This is a genomic window from Luedemannella helvata (assembly GCF_039528415.1).
Classification (GTDB): Bacteria; Actinomycetota; Actinomycetes; order Mycobacteriales; family Micromonosporaceae; genus Luedemannella; species Luedemannella helvata.
Window position 1 is genome coordinate 47,797 of record NZ_BAAALS010000019.1, and the last position, 26,280, is coordinate 74,076.

At 69.1% G+C, this 26,280-nt stretch carries 31 protein-coding genes; 18 read left to right on the forward strand and 13 right to left on the reverse strand.

All coding sequences use genetic code 11. The features are described from left to right. Positions 1-28: 28 nt before the first annotated feature. Positions 29-379 (forward strand): MoaD family protein, encoded by a 351-nt coding sequence (locus tag ABD191_RS19095; protein ID WP_344083594.1) that lies wholly within the window; start codon positions 29-31, stop codon positions 377-379. Positions 380-383: 4 nt separating this feature from the next. Continuing rightward, positions 384-1,334, forward strand: coding sequence for a PLP-dependent cysteine synthase family protein (locus ABD191_RS19100; protein WP_344083597.1), 951 nt, complete (start codon positions 384-386; stop codon positions 1,332-1,334). 10 nt (positions 1,335-1,344) lie between these two features. On the opposite strand, the gene ABD191_RS19105 is transcribed toward ABD191_RS19100, so the two are convergent. Then, positions 1,345-1,746 (reverse strand): hypothetical protein, encoded by a 402-nt coding sequence (locus ABD191_RS19105; RefSeq protein WP_344083599.1) that lies wholly within the window; start codon positions 1,744-1,746, stop codon positions 1,345-1,347. Positions 1,747-1,977: 231 nt separating this feature from the next. Here ABD191_RS19105 and murI point away from each other — a divergent pair, with 231 nt between their 5' ends. Both murI and ABD191_RS19115 read left to right on the forward strand, forming a co-directional pair. After that, complete coding sequence (gene murI, locus ABD191_RS19110; protein ID WP_344083602.1) at positions 1,978-2,802, forward strand: glutamate racemase; 825 nt, start codon at positions 1,978-1,980, stop codon at positions 2,800-2,802. Position 2,803: 1 nt separating this feature from the next. Beyond that, positions 2,804-3,553: an MBL fold metallo-hydrolase gene (locus ABD191_RS19115; RefSeq protein ID WP_344083605.1), complete on the forward strand. Its 750-nt coding sequence runs from the start codon at positions 2,804-2,806 to the stop codon at positions 3,551-3,553. Between the two features lie 22 nt (positions 3,554-3,575). On the opposite strand, the gene ABD191_RS19120 is transcribed toward ABD191_RS19115, so the two are convergent. Together ABD191_RS19120 and ABD191_RS19125 are read right to left on the reverse strand one after the other, a co-directional pair. Beyond that, positions 3,576-3,800 (reverse strand): RNA-binding S4 domain-containing protein, encoded by a 225-nt coding sequence (locus ABD191_RS19120; protein ID WP_344083608.1) that lies wholly within the window; start codon positions 3,798-3,800, stop codon positions 3,576-3,578. A gap of 18 nt (positions 3,801-3,818) precedes the next feature. Further along, positions 3,819-4,325, reverse strand: coding sequence for a YfbM family protein (locus ABD191_RS19125; RefSeq protein WP_344083611.1), 507 nt, complete (start codon positions 4,323-4,325; stop codon positions 3,819-3,821). Between the two features lie 69 nt (positions 4,326-4,394). Here ABD191_RS19125 and rph point away from each other — a divergent pair, with 69 nt between their 5' ends. Together rph and rdgB are read left to right on the forward strand one after the other, a co-directional pair. Next, the gene (rph, locus tag ABD191_RS19130; protein WP_344083614.1) at positions 4,395-5,123 is read left to right on the forward strand and encodes a ribonuclease PH; all 729 of its coding nucleotides are present in this window, start codon (positions 4,395-4,397) and stop codon (positions 5,121-5,123) included. Then, a complete protein-coding gene (gene rdgB / locus ABD191_RS19135) occupies positions 5,120-5,752 on the forward strand; it encodes an RdgB/HAM1 family non-canonical purine NTP pyrophosphatase (RefSeq protein ID WP_344083617.1) in 633 nt (210 codons plus the stop codon). Before rph ends, rdgB begins: the two co-directional genes overlap by 4 nt. A gap of 115 nt (positions 5,753-5,867) precedes the next feature. Here rdgB and ABD191_RS19140 read toward each other — a convergent pair whose 3' ends face one another. The 9 genes from ABD191_RS19140 to ABD191_RS19180 all read right to left on the reverse strand — a co-directional run bounded on the left by ABD191_RS19140 (position 5,868) and on the right by ABD191_RS19180 (position 13,943). After that, entirely contained in the window at positions 5,868-7,709 is a 1,842-nt protein-coding gene (locus ABD191_RS19140) for an ABC transporter ATP-binding protein (RefSeq protein WP_344083620.1), read from the reverse strand. Next, a complete protein-coding gene (locus ABD191_RS19145; protein ID WP_344083623.1) occupies positions 7,706-9,406 on the reverse strand; it encodes an ABC transporter ATP-binding protein in 1,701 nt (566 codons plus the stop codon). Before ABD191_RS19145 ends, ABD191_RS19140 begins: the two co-directional genes overlap by 4 nt. A gap of 111 nt (positions 9,407-9,517) precedes the next feature. Beyond that, positions 9,518-10,012 (reverse strand): methylated-DNA--[protein]-cysteine S-methyltransferase, encoded by a 495-nt coding sequence (locus ABD191_RS19150; protein WP_344083625.1) that lies wholly within the window; start codon positions 10,010-10,012, stop codon positions 9,518-9,520. After that, positions 10,009-11,484: an AlkA N-terminal domain-containing protein gene (locus ABD191_RS19155; protein ID WP_344083628.1), complete on the reverse strand. Its 1,476-nt coding sequence runs from the start codon at positions 11,482-11,484 to the stop codon at positions 10,009-10,011. Before ABD191_RS19155 ends, ABD191_RS19150 begins: the two co-directional genes overlap by 4 nt. Before the next feature lie 9 nt (positions 11,485-11,493). After that, positions 11,494-11,877: a PIN domain-containing protein gene (locus ABD191_RS19160; RefSeq protein ID WP_344083631.1), complete on the reverse strand. Its 384-nt coding sequence runs from the start codon at positions 11,875-11,877 to the stop codon at positions 11,494-11,496. Further along, complete coding sequence (locus ABD191_RS19165) at positions 11,874-12,143, reverse strand: hypothetical protein (RefSeq protein ID WP_344083634.1); 270 nt, start codon at positions 12,141-12,143, stop codon at positions 11,874-11,876. Before ABD191_RS19165 ends, ABD191_RS19160 begins: the two co-directional genes overlap by 4 nt. Before the next feature lie 114 nt (positions 12,144-12,257). Further along, positions 12,258-12,674: a DUF4395 domain-containing protein gene (locus ABD191_RS19170; protein WP_344083637.1), complete on the reverse strand. Its 417-nt coding sequence runs from the start codon at positions 12,672-12,674 to the stop codon at positions 12,258-12,260. Between the two features lie 181 nt (positions 12,675-12,855). Then, the gene (locus ABD191_RS19175; RefSeq protein WP_344083640.1) at positions 12,856-13,503 is read right to left on the reverse strand and encodes a LysE family translocator; all 648 of its coding nucleotides are present in this window, start codon (positions 13,501-13,503) and stop codon (positions 12,856-12,858) included. Further along, the gene (locus ABD191_RS19180) at positions 13,500-13,943 is read right to left on the reverse strand and encodes a TlpA family protein disulfide reductase (protein WP_344083643.1); all 444 of its coding nucleotides are present in this window, start codon (positions 13,941-13,943) and stop codon (positions 13,500-13,502) included. Before ABD191_RS19180 ends, ABD191_RS19175 begins: the two co-directional genes overlap by 4 nt. Positions 13,944-14,008: 65 nt before the next feature. On the opposite strand from ABD191_RS19180, the gene ychF reads away from it, so the two are divergent. From ychF to ABD191_RS19200, 4 genes are all read left to right on the forward strand, one after another. Continuing rightward, on the forward strand, positions 14,009-15,097 hold the full coding sequence (gene ychF / locus ABD191_RS19185; protein WP_344083646.1) for a redox-regulated ATPase YchF: 1,089 nt from the start codon (positions 14,009-14,011) through the stop codon (positions 15,095-15,097). Positions 15,098-15,178: 81 nt separating this feature from the next. Next, a complete protein-coding gene (locus ABD191_RS19190) occupies positions 15,179-15,439 on the forward strand; it encodes a type II toxin-antitoxin system Phd/YefM family antitoxin (RefSeq protein WP_344083649.1) in 261 nt (86 codons plus the stop codon). Further along, complete coding sequence (locus ABD191_RS19195) at positions 15,436-15,690, forward strand: Txe/YoeB family addiction module toxin (protein ID WP_344083652.1); 255 nt, start codon at positions 15,436-15,438, stop codon at positions 15,688-15,690. The genes ABD191_RS19190 and ABD191_RS19195 overlap by 4 nt, the downstream gene beginning before the upstream one ends. 253 nt (positions 15,691-15,943) lie before the next feature. Further along, complete coding sequence (locus ABD191_RS19200; RefSeq protein ID WP_344083655.1) at positions 15,944-17,644, forward strand: glycosyltransferase family 39 protein; 1,701 nt, start codon at positions 15,944-15,946, stop codon at positions 17,642-17,644. On the opposite strand, the gene ABD191_RS19205 is transcribed toward ABD191_RS19200, so the two are convergent. Next, positions 17,631-17,933, reverse strand: a complete 303-nt coding sequence (locus tag ABD191_RS19205) for a pterin dehydratase (protein WP_344083658.1) — start codon at positions 17,931-17,933, stop codon at positions 17,631-17,633. The two genes, ABD191_RS19200 and ABD191_RS19205, sit on opposite strands and share 14 nt — an antisense overlap. 140 nt (positions 17,934-18,073) lie before the next feature. On the opposite strand from ABD191_RS19205, the gene ABD191_RS19210 reads away from it, so the two are divergent. The 8 genes from ABD191_RS19210 to ABD191_RS19240 all read left to right on the forward strand — a co-directional run bounded on the left by ABD191_RS19210 (position 18,074) and on the right by ABD191_RS19240 (position 26,234). Continuing rightward, entirely contained in the window at positions 18,074-18,529 is a 456-nt protein-coding gene (locus ABD191_RS19210; protein WP_425560766.1) for a (deoxy)nucleoside triphosphate pyrophosphohydrolase, read from the forward strand. After that, positions 18,526-19,035 (forward strand): DUF1990 domain-containing protein, encoded by a 510-nt coding sequence (locus ABD191_RS19215; protein WP_344083664.1) that lies wholly within the window; start codon positions 18,526-18,528, stop codon positions 19,033-19,035. Before ABD191_RS19210 ends, ABD191_RS19215 begins: the two co-directional genes overlap by 4 nt. A 10-nt stretch (positions 19,036-19,045) precedes the next feature. Beyond that, complete coding sequence (locus ABD191_RS29295; protein WP_425560767.1) at positions 19,046-19,297, forward strand: LamG-like jellyroll fold domain-containing protein; 252 nt, start codon at positions 19,046-19,048, stop codon at positions 19,295-19,297. A gap of 199 nt (positions 19,298-19,496) precedes the next feature. Beyond that, positions 19,497-21,428 (forward strand): RHS repeat-associated core domain-containing protein, encoded by a 1,932-nt coding sequence (locus tag ABD191_RS19220; RefSeq protein ID WP_344083667.1) that lies wholly within the window; start codon positions 19,497-19,499, stop codon positions 21,426-21,428. Positions 21,429-21,443: 15 nt separating this feature from the next. Next, complete coding sequence (locus ABD191_RS19225; protein ID WP_344083670.1) at positions 21,444-21,881, forward strand: DUF4259 domain-containing protein; 438 nt, start codon at positions 21,444-21,446, stop codon at positions 21,879-21,881. A 907-nt stretch (positions 21,882-22,788) separates the two neighbouring features. Continuing rightward, complete coding sequence (locus ABD191_RS19230; RefSeq protein ID WP_344083673.1) at positions 22,789-23,283, forward strand: hypothetical protein; 495 nt, start codon at positions 22,789-22,791, stop codon at positions 23,281-23,283. Positions 23,284-23,320: 37 nt separating this feature from the next. Next, positions 23,321-25,393 carry a WD40 repeat domain-containing protein gene (locus ABD191_RS19235; RefSeq protein WP_344083676.1) on the forward strand — a complete coding sequence of 691 codons (2,073 nt, stop codon included), beginning with the start codon at positions 23,321-23,323 and terminating at the stop codon, positions 25,391-25,393. Between the two features lie 394 nt (positions 25,394-25,787). Beyond that, complete coding sequence (locus ABD191_RS19240) at positions 25,788-26,234, forward strand: type 1 periplasmic-binding domain-containing protein (protein ID WP_344083678.1); 447 nt, start codon at positions 25,788-25,790, stop codon at positions 26,232-26,234. The last annotated feature ends 46 nt before the right edge of the window (positions 26,235-26,280 follow it).

The following is a 26,280-nucleotide window of genomic DNA, read 5'->3' on the forward strand; positions in this document are numbered from 1 at the left end:
GTAACCCGATCAAGGAGTTTGTAGAACCATGGCCATCGAAGTACGCATCCCCACGATCCTGCGCTCCTACACCGGCGGCGAGAAGGCCGTGCAGGGCACCGGCGACACCCTCGCCGACCTGCTGAGCGACCTGGACGCCCAGTTCTCCGGCCTGCGCGCCCGGCTCATCACCCCCGAGGGCGGCCTGCACCGCTTCGTCAACGTCTACGTCAACGACGAGGATGTGCGCTTCCTCGGCGCGCTCGACGCCAAGCTCAACGACGGCGACACCGTGACGATCCTGCCGGCCGTCGCCGGTGGGGCGCTCGGCCTCATGGCCGCCGCCGCGCTGCTCGGTCGCCCGCTGTCCGACGCGGGCCTGGCGAGCCAGCGGTTCTGACGTCATGGCACGCTACGAGAGCCTCCTCGACGCGTGCGGCGACACGCCCCTGGTCGGGTTGCCCCGGCTCTCGCCCTCGTCGGACGTCCGGCTGTGGGCGAAGCTCGAGGACCGCAACCCGACCGGGAGCGTCAAGGACCGCCCCGCCATCTGGATGATCAAGGCGGCCGAGGCGGAGGGCCGGATCAAGCCCGGCGACACGATCCTGGAGCCGACGAGCGGCAACACCGGCATCGCCCTGGCGATGGTGGCCAAGCTGCGCGGCTACCGCCTCGTGTGCGTCATGCCGGAGAACGTCTCCGCCGAGCGTACGCAGCTGCTCCGCATGTACGGCGCGGAGATCATCTTTTCGCCGGCGGCGGGCGGCTCGAACGCGGCCGTGGCGCAGGCGCGCCAGATCGCCGCCGAGCACCCCGACTGGATCATGCTCAACCAGTACGCCAACGAGGGCAACTGGCGCTCGCACTACGAGACGACAGGTCCGGAGCTGCTGCGCGACCTGCCCACGATCACCCACTTCGTGGGGGGCCTGGGCACCACGGGCACGCTCATGGGTGTGGGGCGCTACCTGCGCGAGAAGGTCGACGACGTCGCCATCATCGCGGCCGAGCCGCGCTACGGCGAGCTGGTCTACGGCCTGCGCAACATCGACGAGGGCTACGTGCCGGAGCTGTACGACGCGTCCGTGCTGACCCGACGGTTCTCCGTGGGCACCCGCGACGCGGTCCTGCGTACCCGGCAGCTCGTCGAGGTCGAGGGTGTCTTCGCCGGGTTCTCCACCGGCGCGATCCTGCACGCGGCGCTGGCCGTGGCGCACGAGGCGATGAAGGCCGGACGCCGGGCGGACGTGGCGTTCCTGGTGCCCGACGGCGGCTGGAAGTACCTGTCGACCGGCGCCTACGGCGGCACCCTGGCCGACGCCGAGAACGCCCTGGAAGGGCAGCTCTGGGCGTAGGGCCGTGGCCCTAGAAGGCGCTGATCGTGGCGGCCAGGCCCGCCAGCAGCGTCAGGGAGGCCGCGCCCAGCAGGAGCCACGGGGCCCGGTCGCGGTGGATGGTGGCGAAGCCGGCCACGGTCAGCCCGATGCCGACCGCGCCGAGGACGATCAGCGTCGGCTCGTACCAGCCGGCCGCGTCGCCGGCGAGGACGCCGACGAACCCGCGGGTGCCGATGGCGAGCCCGAGCACGCCGAGCAGCGCCGCCCAGGCGCTCACCGCCACGAGGTGCCGCAGGCGCGGCGTGTCCTCGTCCGGGGCGACCCGGATCGCCGGGGCGATGGGGTGGCCCTTGAGGGCCGTGTGGAGCCCGGTGATCGACAGGTCGGCGGGCCGCTGCTGGTTCGGCACGTGCGCCGCGGTCCCGGTCACCTGGGGTTTGGTATCGGTAGCCACGTCGTCTCCGTTTCCGGTCCGGCCCGCAGTCGTTCAGTGGGCGTTCGCCCGCTGTGCGGACCTCTGCTGTGTGACGATAGGCAGCACGCCCATGGAGTGCAACGCGCGACAATACCCTGCGTAACGGTGATTTTCGGGTGTCGCGTTGATGACAGGTCTCGCGGGAGCGCTCATAAAACCGGTCCTGGCCGGCGTAGGCTCCGCTGCGTGGCGGACGCACCGATCGGGATCTTCGACAGTGGGGTCGGTGGATTGACGGTCGCCCGGGCCATCCTGGACCAGCTCCCGCATGAGCAGGTCCGATACGTGGGCGACACCGCGCATTTCCCGTATGGCGACAAGCCGATCGCGGACGTGCGACGGTACGCGCTGGAGTGCCTCGACAAGCTCGTCGCGGATGGCGTGAAGCTCCTGGTGATCGCGTGCAACAGCGCGGCCGCCGCGAGCCTGCACGACGCCCGGGAACGCTACCGGGTCCCGGTGATCGAGGTGATCCGGCCGGCCGTGCGCCGGGCCGCCGCCGCCACCCGCAACGGCCACGTCGGTGTGATCGGCACCACAGCCACGGTCAACAGCGGTGCCTACGCCGACGCCTTCGCCGCCGCCCCGCAGGTGCACGTCACGAGCGTCGCCTGCCCGCTCTTCGCCGACTTCGTCGAGCGGGGCGTCACCTCCGGCCGGGCGCTGCTCGGCCTCGCCGAGTCGTACCTGGAGCCGTTGCAGCGGGCCCAGGTGGACACGCTGGTGCTGGGCTGCACCCACTACCCGATGCTCTCCGGCCTGATCGGGCTGGTGATGGGCCCCGACGTTACGCTCGTATCCAGCGCGGACGAGACGGCCAAGGAGGTCTACCGGGTGCTGACCGAGCGAGGGCTGCTGCGGCCCGACACCCAGCCACCACCCGTGCACCGGTTCATCGCGACCGGGGACCAGGCGCCCTTCGCCCAGCTGGCTCGGCGTTTCCTCGGCCGGGACGTCCCGGTGACCGCCCGCCCGAGCGGGCCGGCCACGAGCTACGGAGCGGCGGCATGACATGCGCTTGACCATCCTCGGGTGCGCGGGAAGCTTCCCCGGACCCGAGTCGGCCTGTTCCGCGTACCTGGTGGAGGCCGAGGGGTTCCGCCTGCTGCTCGACTTCGGCCCCGGCTCGATGACCGCGTTGCAGCGCTACGCCAGCCTGAAGTGCGTCGACGCGATCCTCGTCTCGCACCTGCACGCCGACCACGTGCTCGACGCGGTCAGCTACGTCGTCGTGCGCCGGTACGCTCCCGAGGGCCCGTACCCGGTGCTGCCCGTCTACGGCCCGGCCGGCACCGCCGAGCGGATCATGGCGGGTTACGCGCAGCGCAACGAGGGCCCGCTCGACGACGTGTACGAGTTCCGCACCCTGGAGCCGGGCACCATCGAGATCGGCCCGTTCGCGGTGACCGTGGACCGCGTCAACCACCCCATCGAGACGTTCGGCGTACGGGTGGAGCATGACGGCCGCATCCTGGCCTACTCGGCTGATACCGCCCCGTGCGAGGCGGTCGAGCGGCTGGCCCAGGACGCCGACCTGTTCCTGTGCGAGGCCAGCTACCTCGACGGCGAGGACAACCCGCCGGACCTGCACCTCACCGGCAGCGAGGCCGGCGAGATCGCGGCCAAGGCGAGCGTGGGGCTGCTCGTGCTGACCCACCTCGTGGCCGCCTGGGGCAGCGAGGCGCGCACCCTGGAAGCCGCCCAGGCCACCTTCGACGGCCAGGTCGAGATCGCCCGCCCGGGGGGCCGGTACACGGTCTAGTCCTGGCCGGCCCGTGGCGGCGTTACGCCGCCGCGACCCGCAGCCGCAGGCCGCCGACCGTGACGATGTCGCCCGGGTGCAGCTGACGGCCGCGACGCTCGTCGACCTCGCCGTTGACCAGGACGTCGCCGGACGCGAGCAGGTCCTTGATCTCACCGCCGGTGTCGACGACGTTCGCCAGCTTGAGGAACTGGCCCAGCCGGATCATGTCGCCCTCGACGGGCACGTCCTCGGGAGCGGCAACCATGCGCCCATCCTCGCACCCTCAGGTCAGATAGATCACCAGGGAGTCGCCGGCCGCCGCGGCCCGGGTGAAGAAGGCGACCAGGCCGTCGTACCAGGTGCGCAGGTAGTCGCGGGCGCGCTCGTCCGCGTGCCAGATCTCGGGGTAGACGCCGGCCCGGGTCAGTGCCCGGGCGTCATAGTGCGCGGCGAGCGTGTCGAAGGGCAGGGCGGCGAGGAAGCCGGCGCCCGCGCGTACCTGGTCGGGGTCGAGCAGGCGGGGCGGGGCATAGCCCCAGTCGTCGGCCGTCAGGGTCTCCTCCCCGTAGATGACGTTGACGGGGGCGCCGCCGGCCTTCTCCAGCAGGTGGTCCAGGCCGGCCCAGGCCTTGTCGGTGTCGAACGTGCGATCGTCGACCTCGTCTCCGAGGGACAGGTCGGCCAGTTCGTCGACGAAGTCGAATGCGCCGTTGGGATCGCTCCGGAGCAGTTCTCGCAGCCGGGTCAGCTCGTCGGAACGCAGCCGTACGTACTGCATGATCATGCTCATCGGGAAGCGGGCTCCTCGGTGGTCAGGCCTATGACAATGCCAGACACCGCGCCACATAGGCTGCATCACATGGCCCGACCTGATGGACGAACAGCCGATTCGCTGCGCCCTGTGACGATTACCCGTGGGTGGAGCATGCATCCCGAGGGGTCCGTGCTCGTGGAGTTCGGGGCGACGCGGGTGCTGTGCACCGCGAGCGTCACCGAAGGTGTGCCGCGCTGGCGCAAGGGCAGCGGTCTCGGCTGGGTCACCAGCGAGTACGCGATGCTGCCGCGCTCGACCACGACCCGGTCCGACCGGGAGAGCGTGCGCGGCAAGGTCGGCGGCCGTACCCACGAGATATCCCGCCTCATCGGCCGCAGCCTGCGCGCGGCCATCGACCTGAAGGCGTTGGGCGAGAACTCCATCGTCATCGACTGCGACGTGCTGCAGGCCGACGGGGGCACGCGCACCGCGTCGATCACGGGCGGGTTCGTCGCCCTGCACGACGCCGTCTCCTGGCTCGCCGGCCGCAACAAACTCGCCGGTACGGTCGAGAGCGCCCTGCCGCGCAGTGTCGCGGCCGTGAGTGTCGGCATCATCGACGGTGAGCCGCGGCTGGACCTCTGCTACGAGGAGGACGTGCGCGCGGGCGTCGACATGAACATTGTCTGCACGGGTACGGGCGACTTCGTGGAGGTGCAGGGCACCGGCGAGGACGGCGTGTTCAACCGCGAGCAGTTCAACCAGCTCCTGGACCTGGGCGTGGCGGGCTGCCTGAGCCTCGCGACCACCCAGAAAGAGGCGCTGGGCCGATGAGACTCCTGCTCGCCACGCGCAACGCGAAGAAGCTCGTCGAACTGCAGCGCATCCTGGACGCGGCGCTCGGCGGTGGGGCGGTCACCCTGGTCGGCCTCGGCGAGATCGACGAGTACGAGGAGGTGCCCGAGACCGGCCTCACCTTCGAGGAGAACGCGCTCATCAAGGCGCGCGAAGGGGCCCGGCACAGTGGCCTGCCCACGGTGGCCGACGACTCGGGCCTCGCGGTCGACGCCCTCAACGGCATGCCGGGCGTGCTCAGCGCCCGCTGGGCGGGCCTCGCCACCGGCGACCAGGCGACCAGGGACCGCGCCAACCTCGACCTCGTGCTGGCGCAGATCTCCGACGTGCCCGACGCCCACCGGGGCGGCGAGTTCGTCTGCGCCGCGGCCCTCGTGCTGCCGGACGGGCGGGAGTTCACGGTGGCCGGCCACATGCGCGGCCACCTGATCCGGGCGCCGCGCGGCGAGGCCGGCTTCGGATACGACCCGATCTTCGTTCCGGACGGGCATTCGCGGACGAGCGCCGAGCTGACCGCCGACGAGAAGGACGCCATCAGTCACCGGGGCGAGGCGTTCCGCGCCCTGGCCAAGGTGATCGCCGCTCAGGTGCCCGGTGACGAACGATAGCCCGCAGCCATCCGCTTAGCACGGGATCGTCGAGTTGCCGCTCGGGCCGGGGTTGTTCGCCGCCGGGGCGTGCAGGCGCGGCGACCGGGCCCTGACCGGCCGGATCGTCGGGGTGTCAGGCCAGGCTCGTCCGCCACTGGGTGTGCAGGTCCGCGTAGTGCCCGCCGCCCGCGACCAGGGACGCGGGGGACCCGTCCTCCACGACCCGGCCGCCCTCGATCACGAGTACCCGGTCGGCGATCTCGACGGTCGACAGCCGGTGCGCGATCACGAACGCGGTACGGTCCGTCAGGACGGTGCGCAGCGCGTGCTGGACGAGCCGCTCCGACGGGATGTCCAGCGACGAGGTCGCCTCGTCGAGGATCAGTACGGCCGGGTCGGCGAGGAACGCGCGGGCGAACGCGACGAGTTGCCGCTGCCCGGCCGACAGCCGCCCGCCGCGCTTGCGCACATCCGTGTCGTACCCCTCGGGAAGTCTCCTGATGAAGGCGTCGGCGCCGATCGCGGCGGCGGCCTCCTCGATCTCCGCCCGTGTCGCGGTGGGCTTGCCGAACGCGATGTTCTCGGCGATCGTGCCGGAGAAGAGGAAGTTCTCCTGGGTGACCATGACGACCGCGCGGCGCAGGTCGGCCTCGGCCACCTCGCGCAGGTCGACCCCGTCGATGCGCACCGACCCGGCGGTCGGGTCGTAGAAGCGGGCCACCAGCTTGGCCACGGTCGACTTGCCCGCGCCGGTCGCCCCGACCAGCGCGACCGTCTGTCCGGCCGGCACGTGCAAATCCATGGCCGGCAGCACGACGAGTCCCGGGCGGTAGCTGAAGGTCACCGCGGAGAACGTGATCTCGCCGCGCGGGGCCGTCAGCGGCGTCGGTGACACCGGTTCCGCCACGTCGGGTGCCTCCTGGAGCACGCCGGACAGCTTCTCCAGCGCGGCCGTGGCCGACTGCAGCGTGTTGTAGAACTGGCTCAGCTCCTCCATCGGCCCGAAGAACCGCCGCAGGTAGAGCAGAAAGGCGGCCAGCACGCCGACGTCCGTCTGCCCGTGCAGCACCCGGTAACCGCCGTAGGTGAGCACGACCGCGATCGTCACGTTGCCGACCAGGCGGATGCCCGGGTTGAACTTCGCCATGAGCCGGTTGGCGGTCAGGTTGGCGGCGCGGTAGTCCTCGTTGACCGCCTCGAAGATCTCCTGGTTGCGCGCCTCGCGGCGGAACGCCTGCACCGCCCGGATGCCGCCGAGCGACTCCACGAAGTGGACGATCACGAGCGCGACCTTCTCCCGGGTACGGCGGTAGGCGACCGCCGACGCGACCCGGAACCAGTTCGACAGCAGCAGCAACAGCGGGAACGACAGCAGGGCCACGAACGCCAGCGGAGGATCGAGCACCAGCAGGATCGTCGCCACGGACACCACGGAGAGCAGGGCGAGCACGAGGTCGTCGATGCCGCCGTCGACCAGCTCGGAGATGGTGTCCATGTCCGAGGTGAGCCGCGAGACCATGCGGCCCGCGGTGTAGCGCTCGTGGAACCCGATCGACAGCCGCTGGAACCGCTCGTAGACCCGCTGCCGCAGGTCCAGCAGCACCGCCTGTCCGGTGCGCCCGGACAGCGTGAGGAAGCCGCGCTTCGTCACGTACTCCAGGACGGTCGCCGCGCCGAACGCGACCGCGAGCGCGGCCAGCAGGCGGTAGTCGCCCGCGCGCTGGATCGGCGGGATGCCCTCGTCGATGCCCAGCTGCACCAGCCACGGCCCGGCCATGCCCGCGGCGTTCTGCACCAGCAACAACCCCACGAGTACGCCCAACGCGCGCCGGTGCGGGCGCATGAGCGAGCGAAGCAGGGCCCGGCTCGCGGCGCGCAGCCGGATCGTCGCCTTCTGGTCGGGCGCCTCGGCGGCCGTACGCTCGGCGTCCTGCTCCTGCGCGACCCCGCGCCACGCGTCCACGTCCACGCTCACGCCGGCACCTCCGTCGCGCTGAGGACGGCGGCGTAGTCGCGGTTCGTGGCGAGCAGCTCCGAGTGGGTACCCACGCCCGCGATCACCCCGTCCCGCAGGAACGCCACCCGGTCCGCCAGCGCCACCGTGCTCGGCCGGTGCACCACGATGATCGCCGTCGTGCCGGCCAGTACGCGGGTCAGTGCCCGCTCCACCAGCGCCTCCGTGTGCACGTCCAGCGCCGACAACGGATCGTCGAGCACGAGCACCTTCGGCCGGGACAGCACCGCCCGGGCCAGCGCGAGCCGCTGGCGCTGCCCACCCGACAGCGACAGGCCCTGCTCGCCGACCCGCGTCGCCAGACCCCACGGCAGGTCGCGGACGAAGTCGGCCTGCACGACGTCGAGGGCCTCCTCGATGTCGGCGTCCGTGGCGTCGGGGCGACCCAGCGTCAGGTTCTCCCGCACGCTCATGGAGAACAGGATCGGCTCCTCGAACGCCACCGCGACGACCGTACGCAGCGACGCCAGCGTCACATCCCGGATGTCGACGCCGTCGATCAGCACCCGTCCCGAGTCCGCGTCGATGAGCCGGGGCACCAGGGAGACCAGCGTCGACTTGCCCGAGCCGGTCACGCCCGCGATCGCGAGTGTCTCGCCGGGGCGCACGTCCAGGTTCACGCCGCGCAGCACCTCGGTGGGCGCGTCCGGGTAGGCGAACCGGACGTTGTCGAACCGGACCGCGCCGCGTACGGCGGTCGGCTCCAGCGGCGTCGCCCCCCGCCGGTCGGCGATGTCGGGCGGGGTGTCGATGACCTCGTAGAAGCGGTCGGCTGCCGTCATCGCCTCCTGCGCGTTGGCGATGATGTGGCCGAGCGCGTCGATCGGCCAGATCAGCATGATCTGCAGCGACACGAAGGCCACCAGTTCGCCCACGGTCATCCGGTCGCGGGCCACGGCCAGCGCCCCGCCGACGAGCACCACGGCCAGGGTCGCGTTCGGCACGGCGTCGAACTTGGCCCACGTGCGGGCCACCATCCTCGACTTGCCGACGGCCGTGTCGTGCAGCTGCCGGGCGTACCCGGTGAACCTCTCCGCCATGTGGTCGCGGCGACCGAACGCCTTGATGAGCCGGATGCCGCCCGCGCTCTCCTCGGCGACGGTCGCCAGGTCGCCCTGCTGGTCCTGCATCCGCCGGGCGGCCGCGTTGTACCGCCGGGTGAACTGCTGGCTGAACCAGAACAGGGGCACCGCGCTCGCGGTCACCACGAGCGCCAGCGGCCAGTAGAGCCGGAACAGCAGGACGACCACGACGACCGCGGTGGCCGTGTTGAGCACGAGGAAGATCAGTCCAAAAGAGAGGAACCGGCGGATCACCGACAGGTCGGAGGTCGCCCGCGACAGCAACTGCCCGGACTGCCAGCCGTCGTGAAAGGACACCGACAGGGACTGCAGGTGCCGGTACAGGTCGTCGCGCATGGCGGTCTCCATGCGCAGCGCCGAGTTGGCCTGCACCCAGCGGCGGATGAAGATGAGCAGCGCCTCCACGAGGCCCAGCGCGAGCGCGACCAGGCCGAGCAGCAGCAGGCCGCGCTCGTCGCCGTGCAGGACCGGGCCGTCGACGACCCGCTGGACGATGAGGGGGAGGGCCACGCTGAGCGCTGTCGTCGCGACACCCGCGATGATCATCCAAAGGTACAGGGCGGCGAATGGCCGCATGTAGCTACGCGTGCGCCAAAGGTTGTGGAGCGAATGGCGTTGGGGTGACCGGGGCACCCTCCGAACGTAACCGCCGAGTAGCCCGAATGGCCTGTCAGTATCTAGCGCCGCCTATCTCTTGCGGGATTCGAATTCCAGCAGCCACGCCTTCACTGGCAGGCCCCAGCGGAAGCCGCCGAGTGAGCCGTCCGTGCGGATGACCCGGTGACACGGCACGAACAGGGCCGCCGCGTTGCGCGCGCACGCCTGCGCCGCCGCCCGTACGGCCGCCGGCCGGCCGCTCAGCTCCGCGAAGCCCTGGTACGTCACGGGTTCGCCGGGCTTGACAGCGCGCAGCACGTCCCACGCGTGCGCGAGGAACAGTCCACTGTGGTGCTGCCGCACAGTCACCGCGTCGATGGCAGCCAGATCACCATCGAAGTACGCGCGGGCAGCGGCGCTCGCGGGTCCCACATCGTTGCGGGGCACCGGATCCGTCCCCGCGGGCAGGAGGAGCGCGCCGAGGTCGTCGGTCCACCCGGACGCGACGACGGCGCCGTCAGCGTCGGTGACGATCGTGAACGGGCCGGCCGGGCTCGGTATCGTGCCGGTGAAGGTGCTGGTCATGCGAGTCTCCAGAGTCTCATCGTGGCGTAGGAGCGCCAGGGCGCCCAGTGCTCGGCCGCGTGGCGGCCCAGTCCGGTCGGGTTGTCGGGCAGGCCGGCGGCACGGGCGCCGCGGCGTACCGCTAGGTCGGTGGCGAGCAGCACGTCCGGGTCGCCGAGCGCCCGCAGCGCCACGTACTGCGCCGTCCACGGGCCGACGCCGGGCAGCGCGAGCAGCGCCTTCTCCGTCTCGGCCCGGTCGGCGCCGGGGTCGAGCCGCAGCCCGCCGTCGGCGACGGCCGCCGCCAGGGCGCGCAGCGTGCGCCGGCGCGCGGCCGGCATCGCGAACGCCTCATCGGGCAGCGCGAGCAGCGCCGCCGCGTCCGGGAACGCGGCCAGCTGATCGCCGTCCGGTGCCACGAGGCGGCCCAGCACCCTACGGGCGCCGGCGACGGAGATCTGCTGGCCGACGACCGCGCGTACGGCCAGCTCGAAACCGTCCGCGGCGCGCGGGACGCGTACGCCCGGCTCGGCGCGCACGCTCGCGGCCAGCGCCGGGTCGCGGGCCAGCAGGGCGTCGACGGCGGCCGGGTCGGCGTCGAGGTCCAGCATCCGCCGGCACCGGGCGACGGCCGGCGCGAGGTCGCGGACGTCGTCCAGCCGCAGGGTCGCGTCGACGTGGCCGTCCGCGAACCGCAGGACCACCGTCGCCGCCCCGTGCGGCAGGCGCAGCGCCCGCCCGTACCCCTCGGGGGTCGCCTCCTCGACGCCGGGCACCGCGCGGGCCGCCAGATACCCCAGCAGCGACGTGGTGTGCAGCGGCGGCCGGTACGCGAGCCGCAGGTTCACGGTCGCCGCCCCGGCCTCGGCCGCCTGTCCGGTGGCACGGCGGCCCGCCCGCAGCTGCGACGGCGTACGCCCGTAGATCTCGCGGATCGTGTCGTTGAACTGCCGCACGCTGCCGAACCCGGCCGCGAACGCGATCTCGGCGAGCCCCAGGTCGGTCGTCTCTATGAGGATGCGCGCCGTCTGCGCGCGCTGCGCCCGGGCCAGCGCGAGCGGCCCGGCCCCCAGCTGGTCGGTCAGCATCCGGTGCAGGTGGCGCTCCGTGTAGCTCAGCTTGCCGGCGAGGCCGGGCACCCCCTCGCGGTCGACGACCCCGTCCGCGATCAGCCGCATCGCCCGGCCCACCACGTCGGCCCGGGTGTCCCACTCCGGCGACCCGGGCGCCGCGTCCGGACGGCACCGCAGGCACGCCCGGAAGCCGTCCTTCTGTGCGGCGGCGGCCGACGGCAGGAAGCGCACGTTCGCCCGCTTCGGCGTCATCGCCGGGCAGGACGGGCGGCAGTAGATCCGCGTCGACGTGACGGCGGTCACGAACCACCCGTCGAACCGCGCATCGCGGCTGTCCACCGCCCGGTAACACTGCTCGAAGTCCAGCACGTGTCCGATCCTGCCCCGCGGCCGGCACCGTGGCTGGCGGTTTTCGGACATGACCGTGGATCAGACCTCGATGATCCCCCAGCCGGGTGGCAGGACCTTGCGAGCTGCGGCGGCCTCGGCGCTCGCTAGCTGCGCGTCGTGCCCGACTGCCTCGACGACCGCGTGCGCCAGGTCCAGGCCGGCCCGCCGTCGAGTGAGCCTGCCCACCTCGATGGCCGTATCGGGTGCCAACGGCGTGACGGCGACGCCGGGCAGCGCCGCGAGGACGCGTAGCAGCGCCGTCTCGGCGTCGTCCGCCTGTGCCGCGGCCTCGGCCAGGCACGTCGCCGGCAGGATCACCGTGTCGTCGTCCTCGTCGACGACCGCGAGCAGTTCGCCCATCGCCAAGGACTGCCGCATGTAAGCCACGGCGGCGCTCGTGTCGAGCACGAGTGTTGCCGTCACCCCTTGGGCCGCAACTCGTCGAGCATGCGCCGGCCCTGTTCCAGGACGTCCGGGGTCATCGCCGCCCGGCCGTTCGAGAGGCGTTCCCGGGCCCGGGCCATGCCTTCGTCGGTAAGGGCGAACCCGGCCGCCACCAGCATGGATCGCGTGGTCTCGTGCCGCATCCGTCGGCGTACGGCGTCCGCAACGTACGCGGAGACGTTCTCCTCGGCGCTCAGCCGCTCGGCCACGTCGTCCGGGACACTGACGGTGATCCGCTTGCTCATACCGACAAGCCTACATCGTCATACTCCCGCCCGTTCCGGTCGGCCGGAAGCGGTCGGGCAATGAACCGGGAGGGTAGCTACACGTACCAGCCCGGTTCATTGCCGCGCCGGTGGTCAGTTGGCCGGGCGGGTGGTGAGGCGCTTGGCGAGCAGGTACGTCTCGCAGCCGAGGCAGAAGCCGAACGCCGCGTTGAGGAAGGCCGCGCCGAGGGCGAACGCGGTCGCCACGATGCCGACGACCGTGACGCCGCTGAGGAAGCCGAGCGTGGCGATCGCGGCGAAGGCGAAGCCGACGCCCTGGGCGAAGCGCACCGGCCCGGCCGCCTCGCGTTCCCTGATCGGGCCGAGGCGCGGCGCCACGGCGACCCGGTAGAGCCAGCCGTAGGGCGCGTAGCGGGCGCTCGCGGCGCCGATGGCGAACACGACGGCCTGGGCGAGCGCGAGCCAGCCGGAGCCGGTGATGAGCACGAGGACGAGGACGAGGGTGGTGACGGCGGCCGCGAAGCGCGGCCCGCGCACGTCGAGCTGCATGGAAGTGCCCTTCTGACGGATTCGGGGGACGAAACGGGGTCAGAAAGGGCGACAAAGGCTGGCGCAGACGCGGCACAGGTCGACCGCGCGGCGTCTCGTCAGCAGGTGGTTCACGAAGTTGATCGTATGCAAAGGGCCGGTGAGCTGCTATAGCATCTCACCCGATAGGAATTATCGAGATCTATGTCGCGACGCCCGGGCGGGTACGGTCGGTCGCCAGGCGCACCGCGATCGCGCCGAGCAGCGTGCCCGTGATCCACCGCTGCGCGCGCAGCCACCCCGGCCGCCCGGCCAGGAACACCGCCACGCTGCCCGCGAGCAGCACGAGCGTCGCGTTGACCAGCATGCTGATGGTGATCTGCACGCCGCCCAGCAGGAAGCCCTGCATCACCAGATGACCGGCTGACGGGTCGAGGAACTGCGGGATGAGCGAGCCGTACATCAGCGCCGCCTTGGGATTGAGCAGGTTCGTGAACAACCCCATCGCGAACAGCTTCCGAGGACTGTCCGGCGGCAGCCGCACCGGCTCGAAAATGGACACCCCGCCCGGCCGCAGCACCTTCCAGGCCAGCCACAACAGGTAGGCGGCGCCCGCTAAGCGGACCGCGTGGTAGATCTCCGGCACGGCCGTGAACAGGGCCGACAACCCGAAGGTCGCCGCCGCCAGGTAGACCACGAAGCCGACGGCGACCCCGCCGAGTGACAGCAGCCCGGCCCGGCGGCCCTGCGAGATGCTGCGCGAGACGAGGTACATCATGTTGGGCCCCGGAGTGAGCACCATGCCGAGCGACACGGCCGCCACCCCCAGCGCGCTACCTAACGAGATCACGCCTTCACCTCCGCCAGTGCGGCCAGCAGTTGGGCCTTCGTCGGCGCGCCACTGGCCCGGCGCCTGATCCGGCCCGCGTCGTCAATGATCAGAACCGTGGGGGTACGCCGGACGTCGAGCGCGCGGACGGCCTCCAGGTGCGACTCGGCGTCCACCTCGACATGCGCCACCCCGGGCACCGTCCGGGCGACGTCGGCGCAGATGACCCGCGTGGCGCGGCACGGGGCGCAGAACGCGGAGGAGAACTGGAGCAACGTCACGGGCGTACCCGGGGGAAGTTCGAGAGCGTCGCGGAGAGCGGGCGGCACCACGGCCTCGTCCGGCGCGGACGCCGGCGCCTGCTCCGTGAAACGACCATTGCGCTTGCGCCACGCGAAACCGACCGCCGTGGCCGCGACGAGCACGGCGAGGGCGACGAGGGCGCCGGACAGGGACTGCACGGGTCGACCGTAGCTCGGTCCGTAGACTGGGCGCCGAGTCCGGAGAAGACCACGAAAGAGGCGGAATGGCCCAGCTCACCATCGGCATCGTCGGCCTGCCCAACGTCGGCAAGTCCACGCTGTTCAACGCGTTGACGAAGAACGACGTCCTCGCGGCGAACTACCCGTTCGCGACGATCGAGCCGAACGTGGGTGTCGTCGGGCTGCCGGACCCCCGGCTCGACAAGCTCGCCGAGCTGTACGGCTCGGAGAAAATCATCCAGGCGCCGGTGTCGTTCGTCGACATCGCCGGGCTCGTGCGCGGCGCCTCCAAGGGGCAGGGCCGGGGCAACGCGTTCCTCGCCAACATCCGCGACGCCTCGGCGATCTGCCAGGTCGTCCGCGCGTTCTCCGACCCGAATGTCGTGCACGTCGACGGCAAGGTCTCGCCCCGCGACGACATCGAGACGATCAACACGGAGCTGATCCTCGCCGACCTGCAGACGCTGGAGAAGGCGCTGCCCCGGCTGGAGAAGGAGGCCAAGCTCCGCAAGGACCGCGCCGGCATCCTCGCCGCAGCCAAGGCCGCCGCCGCGCTGCTGAACGAGGGCACGACCCTCTACGCGGGCGCGGCCGCCGCCGGCATCGACGCCGAGGAGCTGCGCGAGCTGCACCTGCTCACCGGCAAGCCGTTCCTGTACGTGTTCAACGTCGACGAGGAGGAGCTGAACAACGCCGAGTTCCTCGACGAGCTTCGCGCCCTCGTCGCTCCGGCCGAGGCCGTCTTCATGGACGCCAAGATCGAGTCGGAGCTCATCGACCTGCCGGAGGACGAGGCCCGCGAGCTGCTGGAGGCCATCGGCCAGCCCGAGCCCGGCCTGCACCAGCTCATCCGGGTCGGCTTCCGCACGCTAGGCCTGCAGACCTACCTGACGGCGGGGCCGAAGGAGGCGCGCGCCTGGACCATCCCGGTCGGCGCCACCGCCCCCGAGGCCGCCGGCGTGATCCACACCGACTTCCAGCGCGGCTTCATCAAGGCCGAGATCGTCGGGTTCGACGACCTGATCGCGGCCGGCTCCATGAACGCCGCCAAGGCGGCCGGCAAGGTCCGCATGGAGGGCAAGGACTACGTCATGCGCGACGGCGACGTGGTGGAATTCCGCTTCAACGTCTAGATCCAGCGACGTTCGCGCGGCAGTGGTGCCTCCACCTCGACCTTCAGTACCATATGTGGTACCACCTAGAAGGGCTTGTCGATGTCGATCACCGCGAGTGAGGCTCGCAAGGAGCTCTTTCCGTTGATCAAAAAGGTCAACGAAGACCACGACGTCGTGGAGATAGTGTCGAAGCACGGCAACGCGGTGCTGATGTCCGCGGAGGACTACGAGTCACTGCGGGAGGGCTCCTACCTGTTGCGGTCGCCGGCGAACGCGCGCCGCCTGCTTCGGGCCTACGAAAACGCCTTGGCGCACGTCGATGTCAGGGAGCGCGATCTGATCGATCCCGATGCCGCGTGAGGCTCGTCTTCGAGGACCAGGGCTGGGATGACTACACATCCTGGCTCAACAACGACCGGAAGATCCTGGCCCGGATCAACAGGCTCATCGAGGAGGTCAAAAGGGATCCCTTCGCCGGGATCGGCAAGCCTGAGCCGTTGAAGTATCACTTGCCCGGTGCGTGGTCGCGGCGGATCGATGACGAGCACCGCCTGGTCTACCTGGTCACCGACAAAGAGATCATCGTTCTCGCCGCCCGCTACCACTACTGACGTTGCGGCGCCGCGACCGAGCGTCGCACCTGATATCTCCGGGCCACGCTGTGATACCCGGTATCACAGCCGCATGGGAGAGTCGATGGGGCGGGATGGAAGGCAACCCGGGCGACGCTGCCAACCAATCGACCACGACCAACCGTGTCGGTGACGCGTTTGAACAGGCGTGACCCAGGTCCCTACGCACCGCACGGCCCCTGAACCGGGGCCGTCCCGCCGCCGGAACGCGCGCCCCGTCAATGCCTCGTCCGTGGTCGCGCTGGCCCGTCGGATCGGCTACTGGCCGGCCGCCATCGTCATCATCGCCGTCGGATCGGCGCTGCGGTTCGTCCACTGGGCGGGCAGCGGGTCGTTCTCCCAGGACGAGATATCCCTGGTGATCAGCTTCGCGCACCGGTCGTTGGGCGGACTGCGCGGCGGGCTGGAGTACGACCAGGTCGCCCCCATGGGATGGCTGTGGGCGGAGAAGCTCGCCTATGAGATCGCCGGGCCGGGCGAGCTGTCGCTGCGGTTCATCCCGATGCTCGCCGGCTGCGCCAGCCTCGTCGTCGTCGCCTTCCTGGCCCGGCGGTTGCTGTCGCCGCTGGTCGCCCTCCTGGCCCTCGGCCTGGTGTCCTTCTCGCCCCAGATCCTGTACTACTCGACGCAGGTCAAGCAGTACTCCTTCGAAGTGGGCTGCACCGCGCTGCTCGTGCTCCTCGCGCTGCGGGCGCTGCCCGACCCGACGGCGCGCCCGGAGGTCGAACAGGGCCGGGGCCGGGTCGTGGCGTTCTGGGCGACGGCGGCCGTGACCTGCTGGTTCGCGACCACCTCCATCTTCACGGCGGGCGTGGTCGGCGGGCTGCTCCTGCTGTTCGCGGCGTGGCGGGCCCGGTGGCGCCGGGTGCTGTGGCACGTCGCGGGCGGCGCGGCCGCTGCCGCCTCGATCGGCGCGATGTACCTGGTCCAGCAGCCGCACGTGGCCGGCTGGCTGACGACCTGGTGGGCCCGGCACTACCCGGGCTCGATGGGGCCGGTCGACCTCACGCCGTCCTCGCTGCTGTACTGGACGGTCCGGTGCGGCAACGCGCTGGCCCGGCAGGCGTTGGGGGTCCGCAACAGCGAGGGCCGGGTGATCCTGCTGGTCCTGCTGGTCGCCGGGCTGGTGGCCCTGGTGGTGCGGCACCGGCGGGTCGGCGTGCTCGTCGCGGCGCCGGTCGTCACGGCGTACCTGCTGGCGCTGTTGCGGCTGTACCCGTTCGGCGCACGCCTCGCGCTCTGGGTCGTACCACTAATGATCATCATGGTGTGCGCGGCCGTGGACGCGGCCGTGCGGGCGCTGGCGCGTCCCGACCACCCCCGGATGCGCTGGGCGGCCGGAGCGCTCGCCCTGGTCATGGTGTCGTCCCTGGCGTGGACATACGCGCCGACGCTCGGCCGGCGACTGCCGCACAACCAGCTCACCCTGTACGAGCGCGCCGAGGAGGCGATCCGCTACGTGGCCGCCAACCGGGGCCCCGCCGACCTGGTGTACTTCGGCTACAACACCTCGCGGGTGGCCGTCTGGTACGGGCCCCGGGCCGGCCTCGAGTGGGACGGGCTGTTCCAGCCGGTGCGCGGGCGCCCGTGCGCCAGGGCCAAGGGCGGCGTCGTCACCGGCCCGCCGGTCTTCGGCGTGGAGTCCACGGGCGCCGCCACCGGGGCGCGGCTCATGCGCGGCCGGGTGACGAACGAGCTGCTGACCTCCGCGCCGAGGGTGTGGATCGTCATCAGGGCCAGCGAGCGGGTCAACCCGGGCCGGCTGCGCGAGTACCACGCGATCATGGGGCGGTCCGCCGTACTCGTCCAGGAGCGGCGGTTCAACTGGATTCTCGTCTCCGAGTACCGGTTCACGGGGCGGCCCGATCCGTCCGCGCCCTCGCCGCGCAAGCGGGTCGTCGAGGCGGAGTGCTACCGGTTCAGCGGCCGGTGACGGCCTGGTAGGCGGCCTCGATCCGGGCGGCGAGTGCGACCGCCCCGGCGTTGATCGTGCCGCCGTCCGCCGTGCGTACCCGGATCTGGGTGTTGCCGTCCGCCCGGCGGACCTCGGGTATGAGCTGGAAGACGTCCGAGGCGACCTTGATCCGCTCGGTCAGCGCCGCGTGCTCGGCATCGCTGATGTGCAGCGTCCGCCGGATCTCCTTGGCGTCCCCGAACCACTCTTTGAGCAGCCGTAGGGCATCGTCAAGGAACTCCTGACCGGGAGGGCCGAATGGCAGCATCGCCGCACCTCCGGAGTGTGATTGTCGCAACTTGTGGCCGCGTCTTTATCGCACCGTTACTTAACGCCAGTCTTCCTGAACCTCGACTGATCTGTCCACGGCCGCATTTCCGTCTTGTGTCGCGCAATCGGGCACGCCGGATGAGCCGTTCGGCTGAACATCTGGCACGCTTGACCGTCGTGCAGACCGAAAGTCCGATACCGGCCGTCATCGTGGGTGCCGCGATCGTCCGCGACGGCCTGGTGCTGGCCTGCGAACGCGCCGCACCCGCGGAGGTCGCCGGCCGGTGGGAGTTCCCGGGTGGCAAGGTGGACCCCGGCGAGGCCGACGAGGCCGCGCTCATCCGCGAGTGCGAGGAGGAACTCGGCGTGACGATCAAGCTCGGCGAGCGGGTCGGCACGGACGTGCCGCTCGGCACCCGTACCGCCGTGCTGCGCGTGTGGCAGGCCAGCCTCGTGGCCGGCGAGCCCGCCCCGCTCGAGCACGCCTCGCTGCGCTGGGTCGCCCCCGATGACCTGCTCGACCTCGACTGGCTCCCCGCCGACCTGCCGATCGTCACCGACCTGGTCCGCACCCTGGGAGGCACGGCCGCGTGAGCGACCTGACGTACCCCGAGGTCGGGTTCACCCGGCCCGGCATGGACCTGCCCGCCGGCTACCACCACGTCACCGTCCGCGCCCGCGTCGGCGCCGGCGACCGCGCCTTCCAGAGCGTCGTCGCCGAGATGCGCGAGTGGGGCATCCACCGCGGCGGCGGGCTCACCGTCCGCGACCCTCAACCGCCAGCCATCGGGGTACGCGTCGACGCGCGCCTCGGCGTCGGCCCTCTGGCCCTGCCCGCCCCCGTCCGGGTCGTGTGGCTGCACGACGAAGAAGATCTTTACGGGTACGGCTTCGGCACGGTGGCCGGGCACCCGGCCACGGGCGAGGAGGCGTTCATCGTGACCCGCGCGGGCGCCGGCGGCGCGGTCTACTTCGAGGTACGCGCGTTCAGTCGCCCGGCGGCGTGGTACCTGCGGCTGGGCGGGCCGGTCGGGCGCCTGGCCCAACGGATGGTCACGAGCCGGTACGTCGCAGCCGCCCGCCGCGCCGCCAACCCCTGAGGTCGCAGGCGTGTGTTCGACCGCGGACTCGACGTCGGCGCTGGCACTCGGTTCCTGGGCGCACCTGGCGGGCGTCTATGACCAGGGCGCCGGACAGCTCAAGATCTACGTCAATGGCGCCCTGGAGAGATCGGTCGCGGCGACGGCGCCACGGACTGCGACGGGTCCGCTGACCATCGGCGCAGCATCTGGGCCGGCGACGCGCAGAATGCGGCGTGGGACGGCGGCGTCTCCGACGTGCAGGACTACACCAAGGCGCTGACCGCGTCCGAGATCGAACTGGTCTTCAACGGCACCGCGCCTTCGCCGACTTCGGGCGTGATCCGCACCAGCTACACGTTGGACAAGGACGGATCGGTCACCTCGGCGACCGACCCGCGGGGTAACACCACGTATGTCGCCAACGATGAGTTGGGCCGCCCCGCGGTGACCACGTCGCCGGCGACGGCTCGGCCACGTACGTGCATGACCCGGCGGGCACGCTCGTCGCGGTCGGGGGCAGTGCCCAGCGCTACGCGTGGACGGACCTGCACACCGACGTGGTGGGCGAGTTCACGGCCTCAGGGACCACGCTGACGGGGTCGGTGGCCTACGACCCGTGGGGCAAGATCCTGGTTAGCGGTGGCATGGCCGGCAAGCTGGGCTACCAGTCGCAGTGGACCGACCAGGGCACCGGCAAAGTCAACATGTGGAACCGCTGGTACGACCCGGAGACGGGCGCCTTCGACACCCGCGACACCGCAACGAACAACCCGACGCCGACATCGGGCTCGGCGAACCGGTTCGCGTACGCCGAAGGTGACCCACTGTCCAACACGGACAGGACCGGCAACGCGGTCGACGGTTGCAGTCGGGACGACTACCAGTGCCAGTTGCGCGAGTACGAGCGGTCGGTGGCGCAATACCAGCGCGACATGACGCAGTACGAGAGCGACATGAAGCAACGCGACGCGGACATGAAGGCCACCGGTGAGGAGATCGCTCGCCAGGAGGCGGAGTACGCGCGCGCCGAGGCCGAAAGCCGCGTCGACCTGTTCAGCATCCTGGTCAACGTCGGCATCGGCATGATCCTCGACATGATCGGCTGGAACGCGGCCGTCGGCTGCTTCGGTGGCGACCTGTGGGCCTGTGTCGATCTGGTCACCAGCGCCATCGGCTTCATGAAGGCGTTCAAGATCGGCCGGTCGCTGATCCATGCGGTCGAGCGAGGTATCAACGGCTTCCGGATGTGGAAGCGCATCGTGGAGGGTGCCCAGACCGCGATGCGTCGCGCGTCGGACATTCTCAACACGGCGCGCAAGCACATGGGCGACCTGATGAAGAAGCTCCCGAAGAAGCCCAAACCTCCGAAGAAGAAGCCGAAGCCGCCGAAGCCCAAGCCCAAGCCGAAGCCGAAGCCGAAGCCGAAGCCCAAGCCGAAGCCGTCCAAGCCGGCTAAGCCACCGAAGGCGAAGGAAGCTCCGAAGAAGCACGAGAAGCCGAAGCAGAACAAGCCGAACAAGGAAAGGGACAGGGACCGCGACGACGACCCACAGCGTGAGAAGGACCCAGAGCCGAAGAAGGCATGCCACAGCTTCGACCCCAGCACTCGGGTGCTGATGGCCGACGGAAGCACGCGCCCGATCGCGGACGTCAACGTGGGTGACGAGGTCGCGGCGACTGACCCAGCCACGGGCGAGCACAGCGACCAGCAGGTAACGCTTCTGCACGTCAACGTGGACTTGGAACTGACCGACGTCACGGTGTCGTCGAGGCCGGCTGACGAGGACGCACGTGCCGTCGGTGAGGGCGATGGTGAGCGTGGCACGCGTGGGCCGCCTTCGTCGGTGCTTCACACCACCGCGAATCACCCGTTCTGGGATGCCACTACCGGCGAGTGGGTGGACGCGGCCAAGCTCGACCCCGGCGAGTCGACGTTTGTTGGCCCCGATGGGCAGGTCCAGTACGTCACCGGCGTTCGCAACTTCACCGGCGCCAAGACGATGCGCGATCTTACCGTCTCCAATGTCCACACGTACTACGTGGTGGCGGGCAGTACGCCCGTCCTGGTGCACAACTGCGGGCCAAGTGAAAAGTTCGATGTTCCGAACCGGCCAGGCGTCTATACAGTTCATTTGGACGATGGTTCAAAATATGTAGGAATGGCAACGCGTGATATGCGTGGCCGCGTTAATGCGACCATGAAAGATGGGCACGCCGTGTCCGACGCTGGATACACGCTAGTTAATATTAAAAATGTCACCTGGATCGAGCTTCCACGTGGATTTGGGGGTCGCCGTGCATCACGTGACGTGGCCAGGCGACTTGAACAGTCGGTCACCGATGGCTGGAAAGAACTCGGTGTCAACTTAATCAACGACAAATACCCCGAGTATCCTCTCTGGTACCACTAGCAGAAACGGATCGACATGGGCACTTGGGGCACTGGACCTTTCGGCAGCGATGGCGCGCTCGACCTGCTAGATGAGCTGGCTGAGCTGGAGGAAGACGAGCGATTGGCTGAGCTGGGGCGGATCTTGTCCGCTACAAGTGAAAACCCGGAGCTGCTGATGAGCGAGGTGTATCCGGACGAGGTGGTGGCAGCCGCTGCGCTGGTTGCAATTAGCTTGCCGGGCGGTGCATCGATAGGTGGCTCGCAGGGGGAAGCAGTGGCAGATGAGTTGGCTGCTGCTGCTCTCTCAGTGCCAGCATTTGAACTCGCTGGGCAGGCACTAATGGCGCTAAACTCGGTCGCTGGTCAAGGTGGCCTGTGGCTAAGCGGCTGGACCGATGACGAGAAGTTGGCATCCGCCACTCAGACGGTTACTCAACTACGCGTTGTCCTGGAGTCTGTGGTCGGGAGTTAAACGGTTTCATCGGTTAACTTCAGTGTCTTGAATTTTCTGTGCCACTACGGTGCGTAGTTGGCCAGCGACTTGGTCCGCTGGTGTGCGGGGTTGTGCGTCCCAGTTGATGTCAAAACTGATGTCAAATACTTGGTACTACCCTAAATACGCGGATGCATCGATGAGTTTCTTCGAGGCATCGGAGCGGCTGAGGATCGTGCATCGGGCCAACTCTGGGGCGAGCTCGGCTTGCCCGATGCCTCGGCGCGTTAGCGTCGTGGCGGCGATCCCCGGAAGCCACCGCGGTGCTTGCCCGACGAGGGGATCGTCACGGCTTTCACGTCGGTTCCTTTTGCTTCAAGATCTTCATGCTGGCCGTTGCGTGGGCGTGTGCGCGCGGGCCGTAGGTGTAGCGCGCGCGTGCGTCCGGCGTAGCCGGGCGCTCTTGATATAGGTGAAGCAGTTTGTAACCACTCCCACGATGCCGGTCGATGTTTCGGGTTGTGGGCTGGTGTGCCGGTTGGGTTCACGCTCGATCGCCGGTCGTGTGCCGCGTACGGGGCGGGGCAGGCGGCCAGCCTGCCCGCGATGTCTGCCGTGGGGCCGCAGTGGTCTCCGGGCTCAAGGGTCGCCCGTAGGGCGGTCGCCGTGGCGACGCGTAGCGCCCTTGAACCCGGAGGGGCGGCTACATAGCCTCGCGGCGCACGGCCGGTTCGTCGATGCCGGGCGGCCGTGCTTCACGCATTTCCCACTGGCGGCGCTCGTCGTCTACGGTCGCTGACGTGCGCCGGGGTTGATGTCACCGTTGATGTCAGGACCGACAGCGATGAATGGCTGTTCCGATGTGGAGATTCCAAATGCCCAGGTAAGAGCATCTCCTGCGGCGACGCCGGATGTCCATCGATGATCCAGGCGCCACACGTACTACGTGGTCGCCGGAAACGACCCTGTTTTAGTACACAACAACGACGCCTGCGAAGTGGATGATGGAAACAGCCTGGAGAACCCCATTGAATGGGAGGCGGGCCGGCCTGATGTTGACGGTGGGAAGCAGGCGTTCATTCCGATGAACCGGTGGACAACGAATGCGTCAAACTTCAAGCCGGGCGAGCATACCTTTGTGGTGATGCCGGACCGTTCGATCCGGGCCTTCCACACTGACGACATGTTCGATCTCTTCCCTGACTGGAATAAGCCTGGGCCTGGCCATACGAGCTTGTCGCGAGGAAAGCCGGTGATCATGGCTGGCAATTTCATCGTGGATGCCAAGGGGGTAATAACCGACATCAACCAAGTGTCAGGTCACTATCGCCCCAAATTGAACGGGCGTAACACAGCGCTCAGGGACATCGCGGTGGACGCTTTGAATCGTGCCGGCTTCTCTGCGCACCCAAGCGCGTGGAACCCGCTAAAGGGCTGGTGAATGCTAAGAAGGACTGGGATGCCGGACGGAGGTGCCAGTGAGTGATCATCTGATCGGATCGGCGGTTGGTGACGGTGGCGCTTCGTCCGGCCCAGCCGTCGGGACTACCTATAACGTTCGGCAATTGAGATACCTGCACGCGGTTCGCTCGGGGCAACGTGCTGAAGCCGAGAGACTGGCGAACGCAGATCTTGAAGCACCTGCATGGCGAGTGCAGTGGGCAACAGACACTGATCTAGATCCGCGAACCAAGTGTCAGATCTGGGTGGGGCCTTTCACCTGTATGGCAGGCGGTGTTGTTGACGACCGTCCGGTGGTCGCGGTGGCTGTCCCGCAGGACGATGTGACAGACGAGGTGCAGCTTCACGACCTGTGTTCCGGTGGCATCACGGTCATACCGTGTTCGGGAGTTCAGAGTTTGGCGATCGCCGGTTTACCGGACGATCCGCTGCTGGTCACCGGCCATACGGATGGGGCGTTGCGCGTATGGCACATCCCTAGTGCTTCGTTGCGTTCGACGGTCGAACTCGGCGAGGACGAAGTCATGGACCTGTCCGTAGTCGATGTAAACGGGCGCATGATCGCGGTGGCGCGGGATGCGGGGGGCCGCACCGTGCGGGTGGGCCTCATGCCGGATACCTGGATTGACGAACTGGAGACCTTTGGCTCGACTGCGATCTATGGTGCGCAACTCGCCGACGGGCGTCACGTAGTAGCTGTTAGCGGCGAGCGCCTTACTATAGTGGATATGGTAAGCGGCAAGCGCCAGCCATTGTCCATTCCAAGTTGGTGCGGCACGGTGTTGTCGCTAAGTCTGTCGGCGATCGACGGGACTGACATACTGACGATACTGACTGATGTCGGGCGAATATTGTCGTTCGAGCTTTCGGAAGGCGATTCAGTGGGATCGCCAATCGACAGTCATGTGAGACTCCCTTATCCCGGTCTGATGCATATGTGGTCCCCGCCCAGGCGCCCGCCGCAACTGGCCTCCATGTCGGGGATCATAGCCGTTCCTACCCGATGGCAGGTGCATCTCTGGAATATTCGGTCGTCGCGACAGGAAGCCTCGCCGCTTGCCGGACCAGTCGCTGGATGCCTTGTTCGGCCGCTACGTTGGCGGAATTGTGACTACCTTCTTGCCGGCTCCTCGGGGGACGGGGCCATATCCCTTTTCGATGTGGATGTACCCCTCTCCGACAAACCACGTCACGAAGGCCGGATCGTCTCGATGGCTACAGCGGGATCTCCCGAGGTCGTGGTCACCGTGGATCGGAGCGGAGCCGTTATCGCGCGGCAGGTCATCGATGGCGCGTTAGTGGCACCGGTGCTTGCGACGGACCTCGAGAATGTCCGCGTGATCGCGGCGTGGGAGATCGCTGGCAGGGTCCAGATAGCTATCGGTGCGGGCTCACGACAAACACCCGATGGTCGCCTTCGGCGATGGGACCTTGGCCGTGCCGAAATGTTGGCGCCGACGATTGAGCCAAATGAGGTAACGGTCAACTTCCTCGCGAGGATTCCGATCGCCGGCGAAGACGTTCTAGTGACGTTCCGTCCTCACTCCGAGCTCGGAATGTGGCGAGCCGTCGACGGCGAACTCATCGGTGAGGTTCCCACGAATGTCTATACTCGAGTGAATGGGTTTGCTGCCGGTATCGCCGATGGCGCGCCGATTATTGTCCTGTCCACCACCCGAGGTCAGACTACGATTTATAGCTTGGGCGGGGACGGATCTTCGCGCACCATTCCGGAGGTCGGCTCAGATTTTGTGGTCGACCTTTCGGGGAATTACCTAATTACCGGATCGATGGATCACCAGCGGTCTGACTGGCGGTCCATACGCAGTTGGGGCCTATCCGGTATCCGGGTGGGTCCGGAGATTCGGTTCGACGCAGAGATCATTGCAGCGCGGGCCGTTTCGTGGCCCGCCGCCTATGTCGCGTGCGCCGACCGCTCTGTCACGCTTGTAGACCTTCAGACCGGAAAACGACTGTGTCCACCGATGCTCCTGCCGATCGCGCCAAACTCGCTCGCCGTGACAGCGACCGGCCAGCTACTCGTGGGATTCGGTAACGATATGGCGCTTGTGCAACCACCAATCAGCTGATTCGGAGGCTCTGAGCCTGTCAGCCTCTTTATCGGTGCGGCGTTGATCCTCGGTCTACGGACCTTGTGGCGAACGGGAGCGCAGGCTCCGAGCACAGTGAAGGTGATCTCAGAGCACTGTTATCGAGGAGTGGGCACGCCCAGGCATCGGTGGATGCACTCGACTATTTGCCGCTCATTCCGGTGGAAGTCGAGCGCCGCGCCGAGTGCGACCGCTGGCAAAATCGGCGCTAGCCGATAAATCGAGTAAGGTGCTGCGAATGTCGAATCGTTTGCGGCTTCGGGGATCCGGCGCAGGACCGTCCCGATGGCGGGTTGGGCTGTCCGCCTTACAGATGCCCTCCGGCCGGACGAGGTGGGTTGCGCTCGGTGCCCTCGGGGTCATCCTGGCCGGTGTGCTCACCTGGGCGCTGTGGCCGGACCCTGAGCCGCGTCAGCGGGAGTATCTGGACGCCACGGCGTGCCTGCTGACGGACGAGCGCGGCATTGCCGGCGAGCAGGCGAGGCCCGTGTGGGCGGCGATGCAGGACGCCTCCGTGTCGAGCCTCGTGAAGGTGCAGTTCCTTGAGGTCATGGGACCGCAGACCGCGGACAACGCGCGCACCTTTGTGGCGTCGCTGGCGGGCGGTAAGTGTGGCGTGGTGATCGCCGTGGGCAAGCCGCAGATTGACGCCGTGACGGCCGCCGCCAAGACCTATCCGAACGTGCGGTTCGTGACCGTCGGCGGGAGTGCCACGGCCGCGAACGTGACCGCCGTGGACGACGCTGACGCCGGTGCGCTGCGCGCCGAGATCACGAAGCAGGTCACCGCCCTGGTGCCGGCCGTGCCGGCCGACTCCTGAACGGCCGCAAGACAAAAAGATCGGCGCCCCGCACACGAGGTGCGGG